Source organism: Antrihabitans spumae (assembly GCF_043944905.1).
In the GTDB taxonomy this organism is placed as follows: domain Bacteria; phylum Actinomycetota; class Actinomycetes; order Mycobacteriales; family Mycobacteriaceae; genus Antrihabitans; species Antrihabitans spumae.
The window spans coordinates 177,365-194,175 of the sequence record NZ_JBIMSN010000003.1 but is presented as its reverse complement, the minus strand read 5'-3'; the positions used below and the strand labels follow the sequence as shown (position 1 = coordinate 194,175).

The following is a 16,811-nucleotide window of genomic DNA, read 5'->3' as shown; positions in this document are numbered from 1 at the left end:
CATAGGTCCACTTAAGCAGATAAGCAGTATGTATGTTCTACTCAGGGGGAAGTGCAGAAACCGAAGGTCCGGAGGAGGTCCGGACCTACCCACTACAAATCAGCGTCGCAGACGAGTTCGCACTCTTGGAGCGCTACCGCGTCAACGAAAACGTCAACGCCTGCTCGAAAGTGATGGCCGCAACCGACATCTGGTGGACCCGGATGCGCACCGAATCCGACCTCGTCGCCGCCGGTGCCAAGGTGGCGGTCGGCAACTCCGTCTTCGCCGAAATCGGCGCCGCCCTCGGCTGCTCGGCCACCACCGCACACACCATGGTCGACGTCGGCATCGAACTCAACTCCCGATTCCCCCGCTTCTACACCGCCTTCGACGACGGCCGACTCGACTACGCCCGCGTCAAAGTCGTCTGCACCACCCTCACAGAAGCCAGCACGACGACGATCGAGAAGATCGAATTCCTCGCCTTGTGCGCGGCGAAAGTTCTCACCCCCGGCCCGCTGCGACGTGAGATCTGGCGACTATGGATCGAGGCCGACCCGAAAGAGGCGGCCGAAGCTCGAGCGCAGTTGACGAAGACTGATCGCACCGCCTATGTACGGAAAGGCACTGCCGGGTTGTCGTGGCTCTCCGCAGCCATCACCGACCTCGAAGGTGTCGAAGCCGATCAACTCCTCGACGAAATCGCCGACACCGTCTGCCCCGAAGACTCCCGCAGCCGTAACGTCCGCCGCGCCGACGGACTGATGGCCCTGCTGCACGGTGAGCGGTCGTTGCGGTGTGACTGCCGATCGGTCGATTGTCCGACCCGCGACGTCGAACTAACCCCGCGGCGAGGACATCTCGCCCAGATCGTCATCGACGCGAAAACCCTGCTGGGCCTGAGCGCTGATCCAGCACACCTCGGTGACGGGACACCGATCGATGCGGACCTGGCGCGCATCCTCGCCGCCGACGCGACCTGGCAAGCCATCCTGGTCGAACTACGATCCACCGCGATGGCAGCGGCAGGACCGGGAACCGCTGCAACCGAACACGATTCGAGCAGCTGGACCGACGCCGCGATCGCCGGCGAAGGCACTTCAGATCCACATTCGGAGGCGGCACAACAGGCGACAGGCGACGGCACCGACAATGCAGTCCGCGAGAGCCGAGCCGAAGAGCCCGCACCTCCGCAGACAACCGATCCGACCACCGACGACAATTCGGTCGACCACGAATCAGACTTCCACGACGAGACCGTTCCCGAAACCGCCGACGCTGATCCCGAACCTGTTGACCCCGAACCGGATTCACCACCCACCGAGGTCGAGTACCTGCACTACCTCCGCCGCGGCCGAAAACACCGACCCGGCACCATAGCCCACCCCACGACGACGGCACCGCCCTGCCTGCACCGTGCCCGCAGCGTCGGAAAAGTCATCGACGACATCCTCACCGCCATTGCCGAGGACGCATCCCTACGCCACGGCATCTATCCCGACGGACACGGCGGACACCTCGAACCTCCACCGGGAGCGTTGATCTACCGACCCCGCGCCGAAGTCGCCGAGTTGGTCCGCGCCGCCTACCCGACATGTGTATTCCCGCACTGCACCGTCCCGTCCCGCACATGCGAACTCGACCACCGCGTCCCGTTCAAACACCCCAACCCCACAACGGGTGGCTGGACCATCTTCGACAATCTCCAACCGCTATGTAAAAGGCATCACGACATCAAAACCTGGCAACTGTGGACCTGCACCGCCCTCCCCGGCGGCGCCATCCTCTGGACCAGCCCCACCCACACCCCGCACATCACGCTGCCGGCCCACCACGCCATCGTCGGCGCACCCCAACCCGAACCGCCGAAACCCCCACCACCAACTCCAGCCCCCGTTAGCTACGACGACCCACTCACCGCTTACGAAGCCAACGAACTGCTCTACGAACCCACCTGGTGGGAAACCTTCGCCGACACCGACGCCACCGCAACATTCGCCGACACCGACCCCTACCTCCGAGACCGCTACCGCGAACACCTCGCCATCATCAGCAAACGAGTCGGCGACGGCAAAGCTCCGTGGGAACGAGAACCGGACCCGGCTCCGGCCTAGAACGCGTACGTTTTGCACATGCGCGTACTCGTAACTGGGGCAACTGGGTTCGTCGGCGGCTGGAGTGCGAAGGCCATTGCCGATGCCGGCCATGAGGTCAGATTCCTCGTGCGGAATCCGGTGCGCCTCGGTACGAGCGTCGCGAAGCTCGGCCTCGATCCCGGTGCTTACGCAATCGGAGATATCACCGACGGCGACTCCGTACGAGCAGCGATGGCCGACTGCGACGCGGTCGTCCATTGCGCGGCCCTGGTGGCGATGGATCCCTCGCAAGCCGAGGCGATGCTGACCGCCAACATGGAGGGTGCGCGGAACGTGTTGGGGACGGCCGTCGAACTCGGCCTCGATCCGATCGTGCACGTCGCGAGCATCGCGGCATTGTTCAGCCCCGACCTCGAGACATTCAGCGCCGACCTACCGGTGACGGGCGGAGCAGACGGGTACGGAAAGTCGAAGGCCGCAGTCGAGTTGTACGCACGCGAGCTGCAAGAGAACGGCGCACCTGTCAACATCACCTACCCGGGGATGGTGCTCGGCCCGCCCTCAGGCGACCAGTTCGGCGAAGCCGCGGACGGCGTCGTGGCAGCATGCAAGATGGGAGTAATCCCGGGGCGAAGCGCGGCCTGGACGGTGGTCGACGTACGCGATCTCGCTGCCGTGCATGCGGCACTGCTCGAGCCGGGCAAAGGTCCGCGCCGGTACATGGCGGGTGGACCTCGGTTGACCGTCAACGAAATTGCCGACCTGCTGACCGAAGTCACGGGTAGCACGATTCGCGCCGTGCCGGTACCCGACAGTCTCCTACGTGGCCTCGGGCAACTGATCGACAGCGTGGACCGGTTCCTTCCGTTCGACACACCGATCACCGAAGCCGGGATGCAGTACTACACCCAGATGCCTGCGTCCGACGACGAGCCGAGCAAACGAGAACTCGGCGTCGAGTATCGCGATTCGAAGGAGACGCTGGCCGACACGGTCGCGGGGCTGCGCGAGTTCGGAAGGATATGACCACCGGGCGGAAGCTGTTGCTGTGCAGTGCTATTGGACTCGCTCTCGCAGGCTGCGCCGAACCCGAGTCACCAGCCCCCGACAGTGGCGCCTTCGTCGAGGCGACAACGTTCGTGCCCGCTCCGCCACCGCTGTCGGCGCAGTCGCTCCCCACGCCGCAACAGCTGTCGGCGCTGTTCGATGCTGCACGGAACTACGGAGTCGACGTTGCCGACCGCGTAAAGATGATCGAGGGCAACGACGACGACAACTACCAGGCGGCCCAGAAGTTCGCGACAGGGTCGTCCGGCCAGACCGTCGAGTTCACCTCCGTCACCGATCTTGGAGACGGGTTGATCAGTGCAACGGGCGTCAATCGCAGCGACAACGGATTCGAGTTCGAAGGTTCGATCAATTTCGTTGCCGACGATGGCGTCTGGAAGATCCAGCGAGCTTTGGTGTGCGCGCTCGCCGGTGGATGTTGAACAGAACCGCCCACTTCTCGGCGACGAATACACTGTGTGGAGATGAACGCAACAACCAGACGCCAGTTTCTTACGACCGCAGGTATCGGCTTGGCCACCGCGGCCGTCGGCGGGATAGCGATTGCCGCCATCGTGTCCGACGACACCGGACCACGGGCCGGCGCGGCGCCGAAGAACAGCTCCGAGACCTTCCCCCTGACCTTGACGGACGCGCAGTGGCGTGACCGCCTGACCTCCGAGCAGTACGTCGTGTTGCGCCAGGAGGGGACCGAGCGTCCGTACTCGAGCCCGCTCGACGACGAACATCGCGACGGGACGTTCGCCTGCGCCGGCTGCGACCAGAAATTGTTCGACGCAGCAACCAAATTCGACAGTGGGACCGGTTGGCCGAGCTTCTACCAACCGCTGGCGAACGCGGTCGGTGAACGGACCGACAACTCCTACGGTGTCCGGACCGAGGTCCACTGCGCGAACTGCGGCGGCCACCTCGGCCACGTCTTCGACGACGGACCCGCCCCGACCGGCCTTCGCTATTGCATGAACGGTGTCGCCATGAAATTCGAAGCAGCATGAGATCACTCGTCCTTCGGGTCGTCGCAGCGCTGCTGCTAGGTGCAGCAGCGACCGCCTGCTCGGCACAGTCGTCTCCCGCTCCGACCGCTCAACCCACAATCGCGGTCCCCGCGCCGGCAACCGACGCCGCCCCGACCCCTGCTCGGACCGAAACAGCGGTCTTCGCCGGCGGCTGCTTCTGGGGTGTGCAGGGCGTGTACCAACACGTCAAAGGTGTTATCGACGCCGTTTCCGGTTACACGGGCGGTGCAGAGGACACTGCGAACTACGACCTCGTCACCAGCGGCACGACGGGGCATGCGGAAGCCGTCGAGATCACGTTCGACCCCACCGTCGTGAGTTACGGAACCCTGCTCCAGATCTTCTTCACCGTCGTCGCGGACCCGACCACACTGAACCGCCAGGGTCCCGACCGCGGAACGCAATACCGCACAGAGATATTCGGCACCACACCGCAACAGACCGACATTGCCGACGCCTACATCGAACAACTCACCGACGCAGGCACCTTCCCCGCACCGATCGTGACGAAGGTAAGCGCGCTCGGCACGTTCTATCCGGCCGAGGCCTACCACCAGAACTACCTGGCCGAAAATCCCGACAGCGGCTACATCATCGTCAACGACCAGCCGAAGGTCGACGCCCTCCAAGAGCTGTTCCCCCGCGAATACCTTTCCAGCCCAACGCTCACCGCCGTCGACTGAGCAGTCAGCTGCCGAACGAGAGCGACCGCGTCTCCAATTCCTCGGTCAGTATTCGGATCGCTTTCGGGCCCACGCCGTGGATCTTCAGTAGCTCGGTTGGGGTGATGGTCGTCAACTGGTCGTAGCGGGTGTAGCCGCTGAGCGCGAGCTCGCGACGAGCGGTCTTGCCGAGTCGCTGCGGATACTCCGTCGGTACCGGCGAGTCTTCGGGCATCCCCTACCTCCTCGATGCGTCGATCCGAATTTTAGCGAAGCCTGGCGCAATCGTTCGAGTTTCGTTAGCCTCTCCTAACCTTATGCGACTATCGGAGAAAGAGGTACACGTGTCGATCACGATGCGATCAGGATTGGCGCTGGCGATGTCGGTCGGTGTCACCCTCGCGGTGGCAACAGGATGTTCGAGCGACACCTCGAACTCGAGCGACGAGTCCACCCCGGCCACGGTGTCGCCACTGCCCGGAAATCTGTACAACCAGACCAACTTTGCTGCGAACAACGACAAGTACGAAGCCAAGTACGTATTCCCCGACCTCGTCAACGGCTGGGGCATCGCCATACGGCCCAAGGGTGCCGGCGGACACTTCTGGGTCGGCGCAGGCGGGTATTCGTTCGAGTTCGTCGGCGATGTCAGCAAGAGCCCGGACGAAGCGCTGCGGCCCATCCACCAGGACGGTCTGACGACGGTCTCGGTTCCGAACGCCGACTCCGACTCCTCCGACGCCACCATCGGCAAGACGACCGGCGTCATCTTCAACCCGGCGCCCATCACATCCGACGTGTTCGCGGTACGCGATCAACCCGTCGACGTCGACGGCGTACAGCAACAACTCACCGGGTCGGCGCGCTTCATCTTCGCGACCGACTCGGGCTCGATCTCCGCATGGACCGAACAGACCCCGGACGGCCAGATCGTGCGACGCAACGGTCCAGCCAAGGAGGTGTTCAACGGCAAGGATCAGGGCATGGCATTCTTCGGAATCGCCATCGCACCGGGCAACGGCGAGACGCTTCTGGCCGCTGACTTCGGTGACGATCCGCAGATCCGTCAGTTCGACAAGAACTGGCAGTTGGTCCCGACCCAGGGTTATGCCAACCCGTTTGCCACCGGCGAAGGCGGCAAGGCTAAGCCGGGCGACCCCGCACCGTTCAACGTGACCACGATCGGCGACCGCGTATTCGTGACCTACGCCAAGACGATGGAGCCCGAGGACGCTCCCGGATCAGGCAAATTCGATGCGGGCGAAGAGGATTCGTTCGACAAGGATCAGGAAGCCGAAGCGAAGGACCTACCTGCGAAAGGCAAGGTCGCCGAATTCGACGCATCCGGAAAGCTCGTCCGCGTCATCGAAGACGAGGACCGCCTCAATGCACCGTGGGGCGTCGCGATTGCACCGGAAGGTTTTGGACCGTTGAGCGGCAAGCTCTTGGTCGCCAACTTCGCGGGCGCGGGCCGCATCCTCGCGTTCGACGACAGCACCGGCAAATTCGTCGACTACGTTCGTGACACCGACGGCAATATCCTTGCCATCGAAGGTATCTGGGGGCTGCTCTTCGGCAACGGCGAGAGTCTCGGCGACGCCAACGCCCTGTACTTCACGGCGGGACCGGACGAGGAGAAGGACGGCATCTTCGGAGTCCTTCGAACCAAGGAGTAGCGCGAACGAGGACCTGGTCAACCAGCCAACGTCGAGTGGTCTTCCCACCAGGTGACCAGGTCCTCGCTCGACATCGTCGGGGATTGCGCTTCCATGATGATCTCCTGACCGATGTAGCCCCAATTCAAGAATCGATTGTTGGTGTTGCCGTTCTGACCCGACACGATCTCGCCGCCCTTGCGCCCGGAACTCGTCGTCCAGTCGACCCGAGAGGTCGGTGTCGGGAAAGTCGCTGCGGGGAAGGTCGTTTCGGAGATGCCGTACACCTTCGCCAGCGCAGCGTCGACGGCTGCACTGTCTTTCATCTGGGCCATCAACACCAGCGGATCCGTACCGGTCCCTTCACACTGAATCGCAGCATCCACGTCGTCGAGACCGATGTCGTCGACCGAGATGCAGCTATAATTCGCCAGCGCAGTCGGCAGACGCTTGACCAACGTGCACTGTGCGGACGACAGTTCGTCGCATCGAGCATCCTTCGCCTTCGTTGGTGCGGTGGTCGTCGGCTGCGCGACGACCGACGTGGTCTTGCCGCCTCCTCCGCCGTTGTCCGACTTCGAATTCATCGCTACGAGAACGACACCGGCCGTCACAACAGCGAGCGCCGCGGCTACGGCGGCGCCGATGATCAACGGGCGGCGCGAACGCTGCGGCGGTTTCGTCGGATTCACCGGCGGCGGCGGGACCGGTTGCGCACGCACCATCGGCGAGGTCGCGGTGACGAAGCTGGGATCGATTGCGCGTGCAGCGTCGTTGGCCAGTTCGCGGCACGAGTTGTACCGTCCGGCAGGGTTTTTCGAGAGCGCTCGCGCGATCACCGCATCGATTGCCGGTGGCAGCGCAGGCATCCGTTCGGTCGCGCGTGGCGGCGGTGCGGTCATGTGCGCGTTGATCATTGCCAGCATGTTGGGTCGCTGGAACGGCTTGGAACCGGTCAGCATTTCGAAGAGGGTGCAGCCGAGGGCATAGACGTCGGCGCGGTGGTCGATGTCGCCGCCTTCGAGCTGCTCCGGCGGGGCGTATGCCAAGGTCGCAACGATGTCGCCGCTGACCGTGAAGTGCTGGGTTTCGTTCACCGTTCGCGCGATGCCGAAATCGGTGATCAGGGCCTGCTCGCCACTCGGTTCTTCCGGCGCCGACCGAACCAGAATGTTGGCCGGCTTCACATCGCGATGCAGCAGACCATGACGATGCGCGTAATCGAGACCACGTGCGGCATCGGAGACGATCGCGATCGTCCGCTGTGGCGTCAGAACCTGCGGACCGGCTTTGATAAGTTCCGCGACGTCGGTTCCCTCGATGTACTGCATCGCGATCCACAGTTGGTTGTCGGTGACGCCACGGTCGTAGACGGAGACGATGTTCGCGTGGCTCAACCCGCCGGCGATGTCGGCCTCACGTTCGAACCGCGCACGGAACTCCGCAGTCTGCGCGAGTTCGCCGCTCAAGAACTTGAGAGCATCGTTACGTGGCAGACGAGGGTGGCGCGCGAGGTACACCGTGCCCATACCGCCGGCACCGAGCAATCGCAGTATTCGGTACCCAGCAAAGACCGATCCGATTTCGAGCGCCATTGCGCGAGAATATCTCAGGCGACGCCTTCGACGACCAGTTCGCAGCGCACACCGAGCAGACGGACCGGACGGGTCAGCTCGAATCGCTCGAGAACCTGGAGGGCCGCCGCCGCGACGACGGCCGCGTCGACGGTCGGCGCAGGCAACTTCATGATCTTCGTCCGCGTGTAGAACGACGCCGTCCGGACGGTGACGGCGACGCGCGCCACACTGCGTTGCAACTCGACGACCTGAGCGGTGACGTACTCGGCCAATGCGGCGACCTCGGCTCGAACGCGGTCGGGATCGGTGAGATCTTCGGCAAAGGTGTGGGACCGGCTGAGCGAGCGGGGATCACGCGGAACTGTGGTGATCTGGGTATCGCCGATACCGCGGCCCATCAGCCACAGCCAGGGACCGGTAGTCGGACCGAACGCTTCAGCAAGGACATCGGGGTTCGTGTGTGCCAACTCGGCGACCGTTCCGATGCCGAGTTCGCTCAGCCGGCCTGCAGTTCGGCGGCCTATCCCCCACAGTGCGTCGGTCCGCCGGTCGGCCATCGTCGTCATCCAGTTTGCCGCGGTAAGTTTGTACACCCCACCGGTTTGGCGAAACCGGTCGCCATCTTGGCGGTGAGTTTGTTGTCGCCGATTCCAACGGAGCAGGACAAACCGAGTTGCGTCGTCAAGGCACCGCGAATCGAATGCGCAAGCTCTTCCGGTTCGGCTGTCGTCGCGCCGAGAAACGACTCGTCCCAACCCCACACCTCGAGCTGCACCGGAAACGTACGCAACACTTCGACAATCTCCGCGGACGCAGCTTCGTAGGCGGGCGAATCCTGCGCGAGGAAGACTGCGGTCGGGCATTTGCGCAGCGCCGCACGCAACGGCATACCCGCATGCACCCCGAAAGCGCGAGCTTCGTACGACGCGCAGGTAACCACCTGGCGTGACTGTGTCGGATCGCCCGAGCCGCCGACGATCACGGGGACGTCGCGCAGTTCGGGTCGTCGCCGCTTCTCGACTGCAGCCAGAAACTGGTCGAGGTCGACGTGCAGAATCCAATCGTTCACACGTCTCCTAAGTTGTGCCGAGTCGCGTCGCGCGCCCTCTGAGGTAACGCTGCTCGGGTGTGCTCGTCGTACCTCGCGCCGCTCGACGATAGTGCTCGACCGCCACCTCGAGGTCTCCTGCCAGCTCGTACAGATGCGCACGCACCGCATCGACGCGATGAGAATCGGCAACGCGCTCATCGGTTGCGATCTCCTCGACCAGGTCGAGCGCCTCCTGCGGCCCCCTGACCATCGCGACCGCAACCGCACGGTTGAGTCGGACCATCGGGTTGTCCGTCGTGCGTTCCAGCAACAGGTACAGACCCAGGATCTGGACCCAGTCGGTGTCCTCCGCCGTCGGCGCCTCGTCGTGTACCGCGGCGATCGCGGCCTGAAGTTGATACGGGCCAAGTGGTTTACGTGACATCGCGGCTGTCACAAGCGCGACACCCTCGTCGATCGCCGCGCGGTCCCAGAGGTGACGGTTCTGTTCGCCCATGGGCACAAGGGCACCGTTGACATCCGCACGAGCCCGTCTCCGCGCGTCGGTCAGCAACATCAACGCCAACAGGCCTGCGACCTCACCGTCCTCGGGCATAGTCGCGTGCAGCATCCTCGTGAGCCTGATGGCTTCGCCGGATAGTTCAATACGAAGCAGTTCGGCGCCCGACGTCGTCGAGTAGCCCTCGTTGAAGATCAGATAGAGGACCTGCAGTACCGCGTCGAGACGCTCGGCGCGTTCCTGGGCTGGAGGCATCCGGAACGGCACACCGGACCGTTTCACAGTCTGTTTCGCTCGGCTGATCCGTTGACCCATCGTCGCGTCGGGCACCAAAAGAGCGCGAGCGATCTCCCCCGTCGTCAAGCCGCCGACCGCGCGAAGTGTCAGCGCAACCTGTGACGCCTGCGTCAGCGCCGGATGGCAACACATGAACAGCAAGATCAACGAATCATCTTGATCAACAACACTTTCCACAGTTGCCGGCCCTATGGGCACCGCCAGCGCCTCGGCGTCCTCGCGGTCCCGCCGCGCCTGGTCGGCACGCAGCAGGTCGATCATCTTGCGCGACGCGACCCGAATCAGCCACGGCCGCGGATCGATCGGCGTCCCGTCCCGCGGCCACTGCTGTGCCGCGACGATGAGGGCCTCCTGCACAGCATCCTCGGCAACGTCGAAGTGACCGTATCTCCGCACGAGTGCACCAAGGACCTGCGGCGCCAGTTCGCGCAGCAGGTCCTCGAAAGCTCTTGTCACGGCCGATCTACACGTCTGCTGCCGGCGGTCCAGACATGATCGGTCGAATTTCGATCGAGTCTCCGACCGCGTCGGCGATCCGGCCGGCAATCTCGAGTACACGGTCGTAGCTGGCGCAATCGACGATGCCGAAACTTGCCAGCACCTCTTTGACTTCGGCATACGGACCGTCACTGGCGACCGGCCCACCAGCCCCCTTGCGGACCGTTCTGGTGAGCGACGGATCGGCAAGTCCTTCCGTCGAGACCATCTCGCCGGTCTCCGTCAGTTCCTTGCCGAGGTCTTCGTAGAACTTGCAGGTCGCGACGAACTCGGGGCTCGTCACGTCGACGTCGTCCCACGCGTCCTTGTCGGTGTAGGCCAGCATCAGATACTTCATGTCATGAGCTCCTTCGGTCGCGGGGCACGTGTCGAGCCCCGTCTAGGAGATACCTCGGAGCTAGGACTCGAGTTTCGACATCGAAGTCTAATTTCCGTCGTTGTTCGGATTTCCTCGTCGGTCCGGTACCTGGAAGTCGTAGGTATCGGGGTTGGCCGCCGCCCACAGCTTCGCCCCCAGTTCGCTGATCCGAAGTGTATGTCGCACATGCTTTTCGGACTTGAACTTCAACTTCTTGGCGAACGTTCCCTTGGCTTCGGCAGCGGCGAATTCGTCGGCTGACTCGATCTCGTCGTACGTCTCCAAAATTTCGTACTGTTCACGCAGCGCATCCTCCGCGGGACCGATTTCGACGAGATTCAGCGACTCGAGGGGCTCGATGTATTGACTGACCGCGTCGGGCAGCCTGACCCCGGCGTCGGTTCCGATCGTCGAGGCGTTCCTGTACACGGTGTGATCCACCGAACCGGGCGACCCGACACCGACATGAATGATCGGGCTGATTCGCCCGTCGGACAGTGCGTTGATGATGCGGACCTCGTCGGGAACGAGTTGCGTAAGCAATCGTTTGAAGTTGGCTTCCTCTGCCTGGCGGGGACTCTGCCGGACGGAACGATCGAGCATCTCGTGCACCATCGACCGTACGGAGGTCCGCGGATCGGGCGGCGCAGTGAAGTCTTCGTCGATGCGCCCAGCGTCACCTGGATACAGCGTCGACTCGGCATGCTCCGAATTCTCGTCGACTCCGAGCAATTGACGTAGCACCGCTTCTGTCAGCACAATCGGGCGTCGCAGCACGCCGCCGGGCACAATCCGGCCGAGAACGCCGAGGCTTTCGATAGGAATGTTGCGCAGTCGCCGTGGCACACGGTCCAGCCGACCGAACAAACCTTGCGTGGCAGAGACGAGCGGCACCGGCTGCATTTCGTGGGGGCCGGACGTTGGTTCGGGCATCTGCTACCTCTCCCTCACTTCGCGAACTGATGGATGACGACGTCCTGTGCGACACCTGCGAACGCGCCGAGCACAGCGCCGGTCGCGATCAGGATCCATTCGTCCTGTTGGAAGGCTGGGCGGAGGACACCCTCGAATTCTTCGGGCGGCAACTCCTTGAGTCGCTCGGCGAGCAGATTGGCGACGTCGAGGGTCTCCTCGATGTAGCCCTCCGCGTTTTCCATCGTCCTCGGCAGGCTCTTCATCACTCGCTCCGCCATCAGAGTCTTGGTCTTGTCGAGATTGTCGGCACCGATCACCGCCTTGACTGCAGGAGCTGCGACACCGAGTTCTTCTTCGACCATCCGCCCGATATGGCGACGAATGATGAGGTAGAAGCGATCGGAACGCGGGCCCTCCAGCATCGACTCGAGTATTGCGTGCGGCGTGAGTACCTTTTCCGCGATCAACGCAGACAGTTCGTCGGCAACCTCGTCCTGATATTTGAGGAACAGTCCTTGCCATTCGAAGATGCCCAGGTACTTCTTCGGGCGCTTCGGGCTGAACAGCAACACCTTGATACAGAATGCGTCGGTCGCCCACCCGTTGATTGCACCCATGATCGGATTGATCAGTGGCGATTTCAGCCACAGGTATGCAGTCAGCTGTATCAGACCGATGCAGAAACCTGCTCCCAGACCGAAGCGTCTGATGAATGCCCACTCGCGTTTACCCGCCTGGCGGAACACACGCTGCAGGATCTCCTTGTCGTACACAAGGGTTCGGGTCGCGAGCGATTTGAGATCCAACACCTCTTCGACGTTGGCCTCGACGTCGTCCATGATCTGCTTCATGGCGTCGGGGCCACGCTCACGCATGCGCTGGATCAACTTGTCCTTGACGAAACCTGGTGTGTTCGCCCAGATTTCCGGCTGCATTGTCGAGGCGACCTCTTGAGTTATCGCGTCCATCGAGGTGAGCAGCGGCTCCCGAATTTCTTCGAGCAGCTGCTTCTGATCGAGTCGGGCCCACACGTCGGCAGGGGTGAGGAGTTCACCGACGATCTTGTTGGTCGCGACGCTCGCCATGTGCGCGGCACGCAGCGGGATGATGCCCTGCCACCCGATGGGCAACGGTCCTACCTTGAATCCTTTGAAATCGATCGGCTTGAACATCATCTCGATGGCGACGATCTTCGTGACCCACCCGATGAGCGCGGCCAAGACAACGACGGACGAGTAGGCGATCCAGTGGTCGGTGAACTCGGTCAGCATGGCGAACCGTGGCATCCTTTCGGCGAATCCCCAATCGAAACCCTCAGTCGCAACAAAAATGTGGCGCAGACCACCGAATGCCCTGGATGTGACGGGACGAAACATGCAACAGGAGCAGGGACGTAGCTTTAACCGCGACGAGCCGTTACAGTAACTTTAGCGATGCTGTCAGCTAGCACCTTGACAGCACTTCCTACGCACGGCGCAACGAGGCTCCGTGCATTGGCGATGAGGAGCTTTGATGTCACTCTCGATTGCAGCGCCGACAGATGAGCAGCGCGGCGACACCTACGCGGAATCCTTGAAGGCACTGTCCGAAGGATCGGTCCAAAAGCACTTCGATCCTTACGTCGACATCGATTGGGATTCTCCCGAATTCGCTGTGACCCCGAACGACCGACGGTGGATCCTTCCCGAGCACGGCGACCCACTCGGCGCTCACCCCTGGTACCAGGCCTTGCCGATCGAGAAGAAGATCGAAATCGGCATGTGGCGACAAGCCAACGTCGCGAAGGTCGGTCTGCAGTTCGAGACGGTGCTCATCGGCGGTCTGATGCAGCACGTCTTCAAGCAGCCGAACGGATCTGCCGAATTCCGCTACTGCACACACGAAGTCATCGAAGAGTGCAACCACACCCTGATGTTCCAGGAGATGGTCAACCGGATCGGTGTCGACGTTCCCGGCGCTCGTCCAGGCATCAAATGGCTGGCTCCGATCGTTCCGATTGCCGGCACGATTCTTCCCGAGATCTTTTTCGTCGGCATCCTCGCCGGTGAAGAGCCGATCGACCACATTCAGAAGGCCATCCTGCGTTCGGGCGAAGAAATTCATCCGATCATGGCCGGCGTCATGCGGATTCACGTTGCCGAAGAAGCTCGACACATCTCGTTCGCGCACCAGTTCCTGAGTCACCATGTGCCGCAGATGAGCACAGTCGGTCGCTTCGGGCTATCCCTTGCCTTCCCGGTCATCATGCGCGTCCTGTGCGACTCCATCGCCGTACCGCCGCCGTCGTTCTGGAAGACGTTCGACATTCCGGCATCGGTCAAGAAGGACCTGTTCTGGGACACACCTTCCTCGCGTCAGACTCTGCAGGACTACTTCGCCGACGTTCGGATGCTCGCCGAGGACATCGGCTTGATGAACCCCGTCTCGCGTGCCATCTGGAAGATCTGCAAGATCGATGGTCGTCCGTCGCGCTACCGCAGCGAGCCGAGCCGCGTGCCGGTTCGCGCGTCGGCGTAGAAAGGCCGACGATATGCCTCACGTCGTCACTCAATCCTGTTGTAGCGACGCGTCGTGCGTATACGCATGCCCCGTCAACTGCATCCATCCGACGCCGGACGAGCCCGACTTTCTGACAGCGGAGATGCTGCACATCGACCCGGCTGCATGCGTCGACTGCGGTGCCTGCGTGTCGGCCTGCCCGGTCGATGCCATCGTGCCGCACTCGAAACTGGCTGATGCACAACAGGATTACCTGCAGATCAACGCTGAGTTCTACAAGGAGCCACGGCCTCGGCCACTGCTTGCTCCGGTGATCGCAGCAGCCTCGGTCGACCAGAGCCGCGAACCGCTGCGAGTCGCGATCATCGGCTCGGGTCCGGCAGCGATGTATGCGGCCGACGAGTTGTTGACGCAGCCCGATGTGCAGGTCAACGTCTTCGATCGGTTGCCGACTCCGCACGGTCTCGTTCGCGCGGGCGTCGCACCCGATCATCAGAAGACCAAGCAGGTGACTCGCTTGTTCGACACAATCGCCGACCAGGACGGGTTCGAGTACTACCTCAACGTCGAGATCGGCAAGCACCTGTCGCACGAGGATCTGCTCGAGCATCATCACGCGGTCCTCTACGCCGTCGGTGCGTCGTCGGATCGGCGCCTCGACATCCCTGGCGACGATCTTGCCGGCTGCGGATCCGCGACCGACTTCGTCGCCTGGTACAACGGTCACCCTGATCATGCGCACAGGACCTACGACCTGTCGCACCGTCACGCCATCATCATCGGCAACGGCAATGTCGCGCTGGATGTCGCACGAATTCTGACATCCGATCCAGACCACCTCGCAACGACAGACATCGCACAACACGCTCTGGAGGCGTTGCGGCACAGTCGTATCGAAGAAGTTGTGATCGTCGGGCGTCGTGGTCCCGCGCAGTCTGCGTTCACCGTTCCCGAGTTCTCCGGTCTGCTTGCGACTCCCGATATGGATGTCCTCCTCGAGGACTCCGACCTTTCGCTCGACGAGGTCACCGTTGCCCGCGAGTCCGATGGGACCTTGGAACATTCGGTCACCCAGAAGCTCGCGATGTTGCGCGAGGTTCCGAGTCAGGGTGCCGGTCGTAAGCGAATCACGTTGCGGTACTTGTCCACCCCGACGCGGATCGTCGGCGACGAACGTGTGGTCGGTGTCGAGTTCGTCCGCAACGCACTGGTCGTGAGCAAGGACGGCACAGTGCGGACGCACGCGACCGACGCGACGGACACCGTCGAGGCCGGTCTGGTTTTGACGTCGATCGGCTACCGCGGCGTTCCGATCGCGGGAGTTCCGTTCGACGACGTGAAGGGCGTCATCCCCAACACCGACGGACGTGTTCGCGACGGTAGCGACGGTCCGATCTCGACGGGGGCCTACGTCGCGGGCTGGATCAAACGCGGGCCGAGCGGGTTCATCGGCACCAACAAGTCGTGCGCGCAAGAGACGGTCAACGCGCTGGTCGACGACTTCAATTCGGGCCTATTGGCGCAACCGACGTTGCCCGCATCCGCATTGAAGCGGTTGGTGCGCGCGCGTCGACCCGAGTTGGTCGACCGGGCAGGCTGGCACGCTATCGATCGTGTCGAGCTGCAGCGCGGCGCAGAACAGAACCGCGTCCGAGCCAAGATCACCGACCGCGACGACATGGCCGATGTGGTCGCGAAAGCACAGCCGCGCAAGCGACTTCCGCTCGCTGTAGTTCGGCGGATGAGAGGTTCGACCACCTTGGTATAACTCAGCGCGGGGTGAGGCGAGCCGCAGCGCGGACCTCTCCCGCGACGACGAACCAGAGGTCGACAGCATCGTCGGACGTTAGGGTGTGAATGCGAACGTCTTCGCCGAGGGTGATCGGTTTCTTGTACTCAACGATCGCGCGGTACGGACCGTCGATGATTGCCGCCGAGTCTGCAAGCACTTCGTGGACACCGTGCCAGTAGACGGTGTTGTTCACGTGTCGAAAATGGTCGACGTCGGTGCGGCGCAACGGAAAATCGAGTGTTGCCTCGTCGGTTGCAGGCTCGGTGAGCCACGGCTTCCAGCGCAGTCTGTGTTCGTCGGTGGTTGTCGCCATCATGGCCATGAACCTGTCAGTGAGCCTGGCCGGGCCGCCTGTTTCCTTGTTCATGTTGATCCAGAACGCCTCGGTTTCGATCCGCCCGCCGTTCGCACCCTCCAACTGAACGCGCATCGCGCACCACCGCGTCGACAAGCCCGCGCACCAGCGCCGGAACGTGATGACGTCGGGCCAGACGATCGGTTCGTGAACGTCGATCACGGTGCGTTGCACGATCCAGTGCGGCTGATCGTCGGTCGCATCGGCATCGTCGAGATGCTCGGCGCCGACCTCCTGAATGTAGCGTGCGACGCCGTCGACCCGCAGGCGGTACTCCTCGTCCATATCCGGAGTGCCGAGCCGCCACGACGTCTTGTAGACGTAGCCTGTGTCGGGCAGCGGGGCGAGCTCGGCGTCGATGGTCATGGAAGACGAAGGTACCCGGTACTACGTCGGGCTCATCCCCCGGTGAATGCCGGCAGAGGTTCACTGCCGTCACGGGGAGCTCGAGTCACCGCGGCATCGGTGGCGGGCGACCGACTCACACCACC

The 16,811-nt window shown here is 62.9% G+C and carries 15 protein-coding genes and 1 pseudogene; 8 read left to right on the top strand and 8 right to left on the bottom strand.

Annotation, left to right across the window (positions count from 1 at the left end; genetic code table 11):
- Window positions 1-32 precede the first annotated feature (32 nt).
- From ACHIRB_RS01640 to msrA, 5 genes are read left to right on the top strand one after another with little or no spacing between them, the layout of a single operon-like run.
- Complete coding sequence (locus tag ACHIRB_RS01640; RefSeq protein WP_395127587.1) at window positions 33-2,096, top strand: HNH endonuclease signature motif containing protein; 2,064 nt, start codon at window positions 33-35, stop codon at window positions 2,094-2,096.
- An 18-nt stretch (window positions 2,097-2,114) separates the two neighbouring features.
- A complete protein-coding gene (locus ACHIRB_RS01635; RefSeq protein WP_395113146.1) occupies window positions 2,115-3,104 on the top strand; it encodes an SDR family NAD(P)-dependent oxidoreductase in 990 nt (329 codons plus the stop codon).
- Entirely contained in the window at window positions 3,101-3,568 is a 468-nt protein-coding gene (locus ACHIRB_RS01630; RefSeq protein ID WP_395123285.1) for an MTB12 C-terminal domain-containing protein, read from the top strand. The genes ACHIRB_RS01635 and ACHIRB_RS01630 overlap by 4 nt, the downstream gene beginning before the upstream one ends.
- Window positions 3,569-3,610: 42 nt before the next feature.
- On the top strand, window positions 3,611-4,141 hold the full coding sequence (gene msrB, locus ACHIRB_RS01625; RefSeq protein ID WP_395113144.1) for a peptide-methionine (R)-S-oxide reductase MsrB: 531 nt from the start codon (window positions 3,611-3,613) through the stop codon (window positions 4,139-4,141).
- Window positions 4,138-4,845 carry a peptide-methionine (S)-S-oxide reductase MsrA gene (gene msrA, locus ACHIRB_RS01620; RefSeq protein ID WP_395123284.1) on the top strand — a complete coding sequence of 236 codons (708 nt, stop codon included), beginning with the start codon at window positions 4,138-4,140 and terminating at the stop codon, window positions 4,843-4,845. The genes msrB and msrA overlap by 4 nt, the downstream gene beginning before the upstream one ends.
- 4 nt (window positions 4,846-4,849) lie before the next feature.
- Here the strand turns inward: msrA and ACHIRB_RS01615 are convergent, their stop codons facing one another.
- Entirely contained in the window at window positions 4,850-5,059 is a 210-nt protein-coding gene (locus tag ACHIRB_RS01615) for a helix-hairpin-helix domain-containing protein (protein WP_395123283.1), read from the bottom strand.
- Window positions 5,060-5,180: 121 nt separating this feature from the next.
- On the opposite strand from ACHIRB_RS01615, the gene ACHIRB_RS01610 reads away from it, so the two are divergent.
- Window positions 5,181-6,500: a TIGR03118 family protein gene (locus ACHIRB_RS01610; RefSeq protein ID WP_233528963.1), complete on the top strand. Its 1,320-nt coding sequence runs from the start codon at window positions 5,181-5,183 to the stop codon at window positions 6,498-6,500.
- Window positions 6,501-6,517: 17 nt separating this feature from the next.
- On the opposite strand, the gene ACHIRB_RS01605 is transcribed toward ACHIRB_RS01610, so the two are convergent.
- The 6 genes and pseudogenes from ACHIRB_RS01605 to ACHIRB_RS01580 all read right to left on the bottom strand — a co-directional run bounded on the left by ACHIRB_RS01605 (window position 6,518) and on the right by ACHIRB_RS01580 (window position 12,960).
- Entirely contained in the window at window positions 6,518-8,074 is a 1,557-nt protein-coding gene (locus tag ACHIRB_RS01605) for a serine/threonine-protein kinase (RefSeq protein WP_395113141.1), read from the bottom strand.
- Window positions 8,075-8,088: 14 nt separating this feature from the next.
- A pseudogene (locus ACHIRB_RS01600) lies at window positions 8,089-9,125 on the bottom strand (DNA polymerase IV).
- Window positions 9,126-9,132: 7 nt separating this feature from the next.
- Entirely contained in the window at window positions 9,133-10,359 is a 1,227-nt protein-coding gene (locus ACHIRB_RS01595; RefSeq protein ID WP_395123282.1) for an RNA polymerase sigma factor, read from the bottom strand.
- A 7-nt stretch (window positions 10,360-10,366) separates the two neighbouring features.
- Window positions 10,367-10,738 (bottom strand): YciI family protein, encoded by a 372-nt coding sequence (locus ACHIRB_RS01590; RefSeq protein WP_395113138.1) that lies wholly within the window; start codon window positions 10,736-10,738, stop codon window positions 10,367-10,369.
- An 87-nt stretch (window positions 10,739-10,825) separates the two neighbouring features.
- Window positions 10,826-11,692: an Abi-alpha family protein gene (locus ACHIRB_RS01585; RefSeq protein ID WP_395123281.1), complete on the bottom strand. Its 867-nt coding sequence runs from the start codon at window positions 11,690-11,692 to the stop codon at window positions 10,826-10,828.
- 14 nt (window positions 11,693-11,706) lie between these two features.
- Window positions 11,707-12,960 (bottom strand): DUF445 domain-containing protein, encoded by a 1,254-nt coding sequence (locus ACHIRB_RS01580; RefSeq protein ID WP_395123280.1) that lies wholly within the window; start codon window positions 12,958-12,960, stop codon window positions 11,707-11,709.
- Window positions 12,961-13,186: 226 nt separating this feature from the next.
- On the opposite strand from ACHIRB_RS01580, the gene ACHIRB_RS01575 reads away from it, so the two are divergent.
- Together ACHIRB_RS01575 and ACHIRB_RS01570 are read left to right on the top strand one after the other, a co-directional pair.
- A complete protein-coding gene (locus tag ACHIRB_RS01575; protein WP_395123279.1) occupies window positions 13,187-14,191 on the top strand; it encodes an AurF N-oxygenase family protein in 1,005 nt (334 codons plus the stop codon).
- Window positions 14,192-14,204: 13 nt separating this feature from the next.
- The gene (locus tag ACHIRB_RS01570) at window positions 14,205-15,941 is read left to right on the top strand and encodes an FAD-dependent oxidoreductase (RefSeq protein WP_395113135.1); all 1,737 of its coding nucleotides are present in this window, start codon (window positions 14,205-14,207) and stop codon (window positions 15,939-15,941) included.
- Window position 15,942: 1 nt separating this feature from the next.
- On the opposite strand, the gene ACHIRB_RS01565 is transcribed toward ACHIRB_RS01570, so the two are convergent.
- Window positions 15,943-16,686: an acyl-[acyl-carrier-protein] thioesterase gene (locus ACHIRB_RS01565; protein ID WP_395113134.1), complete on the bottom strand. Its 744-nt coding sequence runs from the start codon at window positions 16,684-16,686 to the stop codon at window positions 15,943-15,945.
- Window positions 16,687-16,811: the final 125 nt, after the last annotated feature.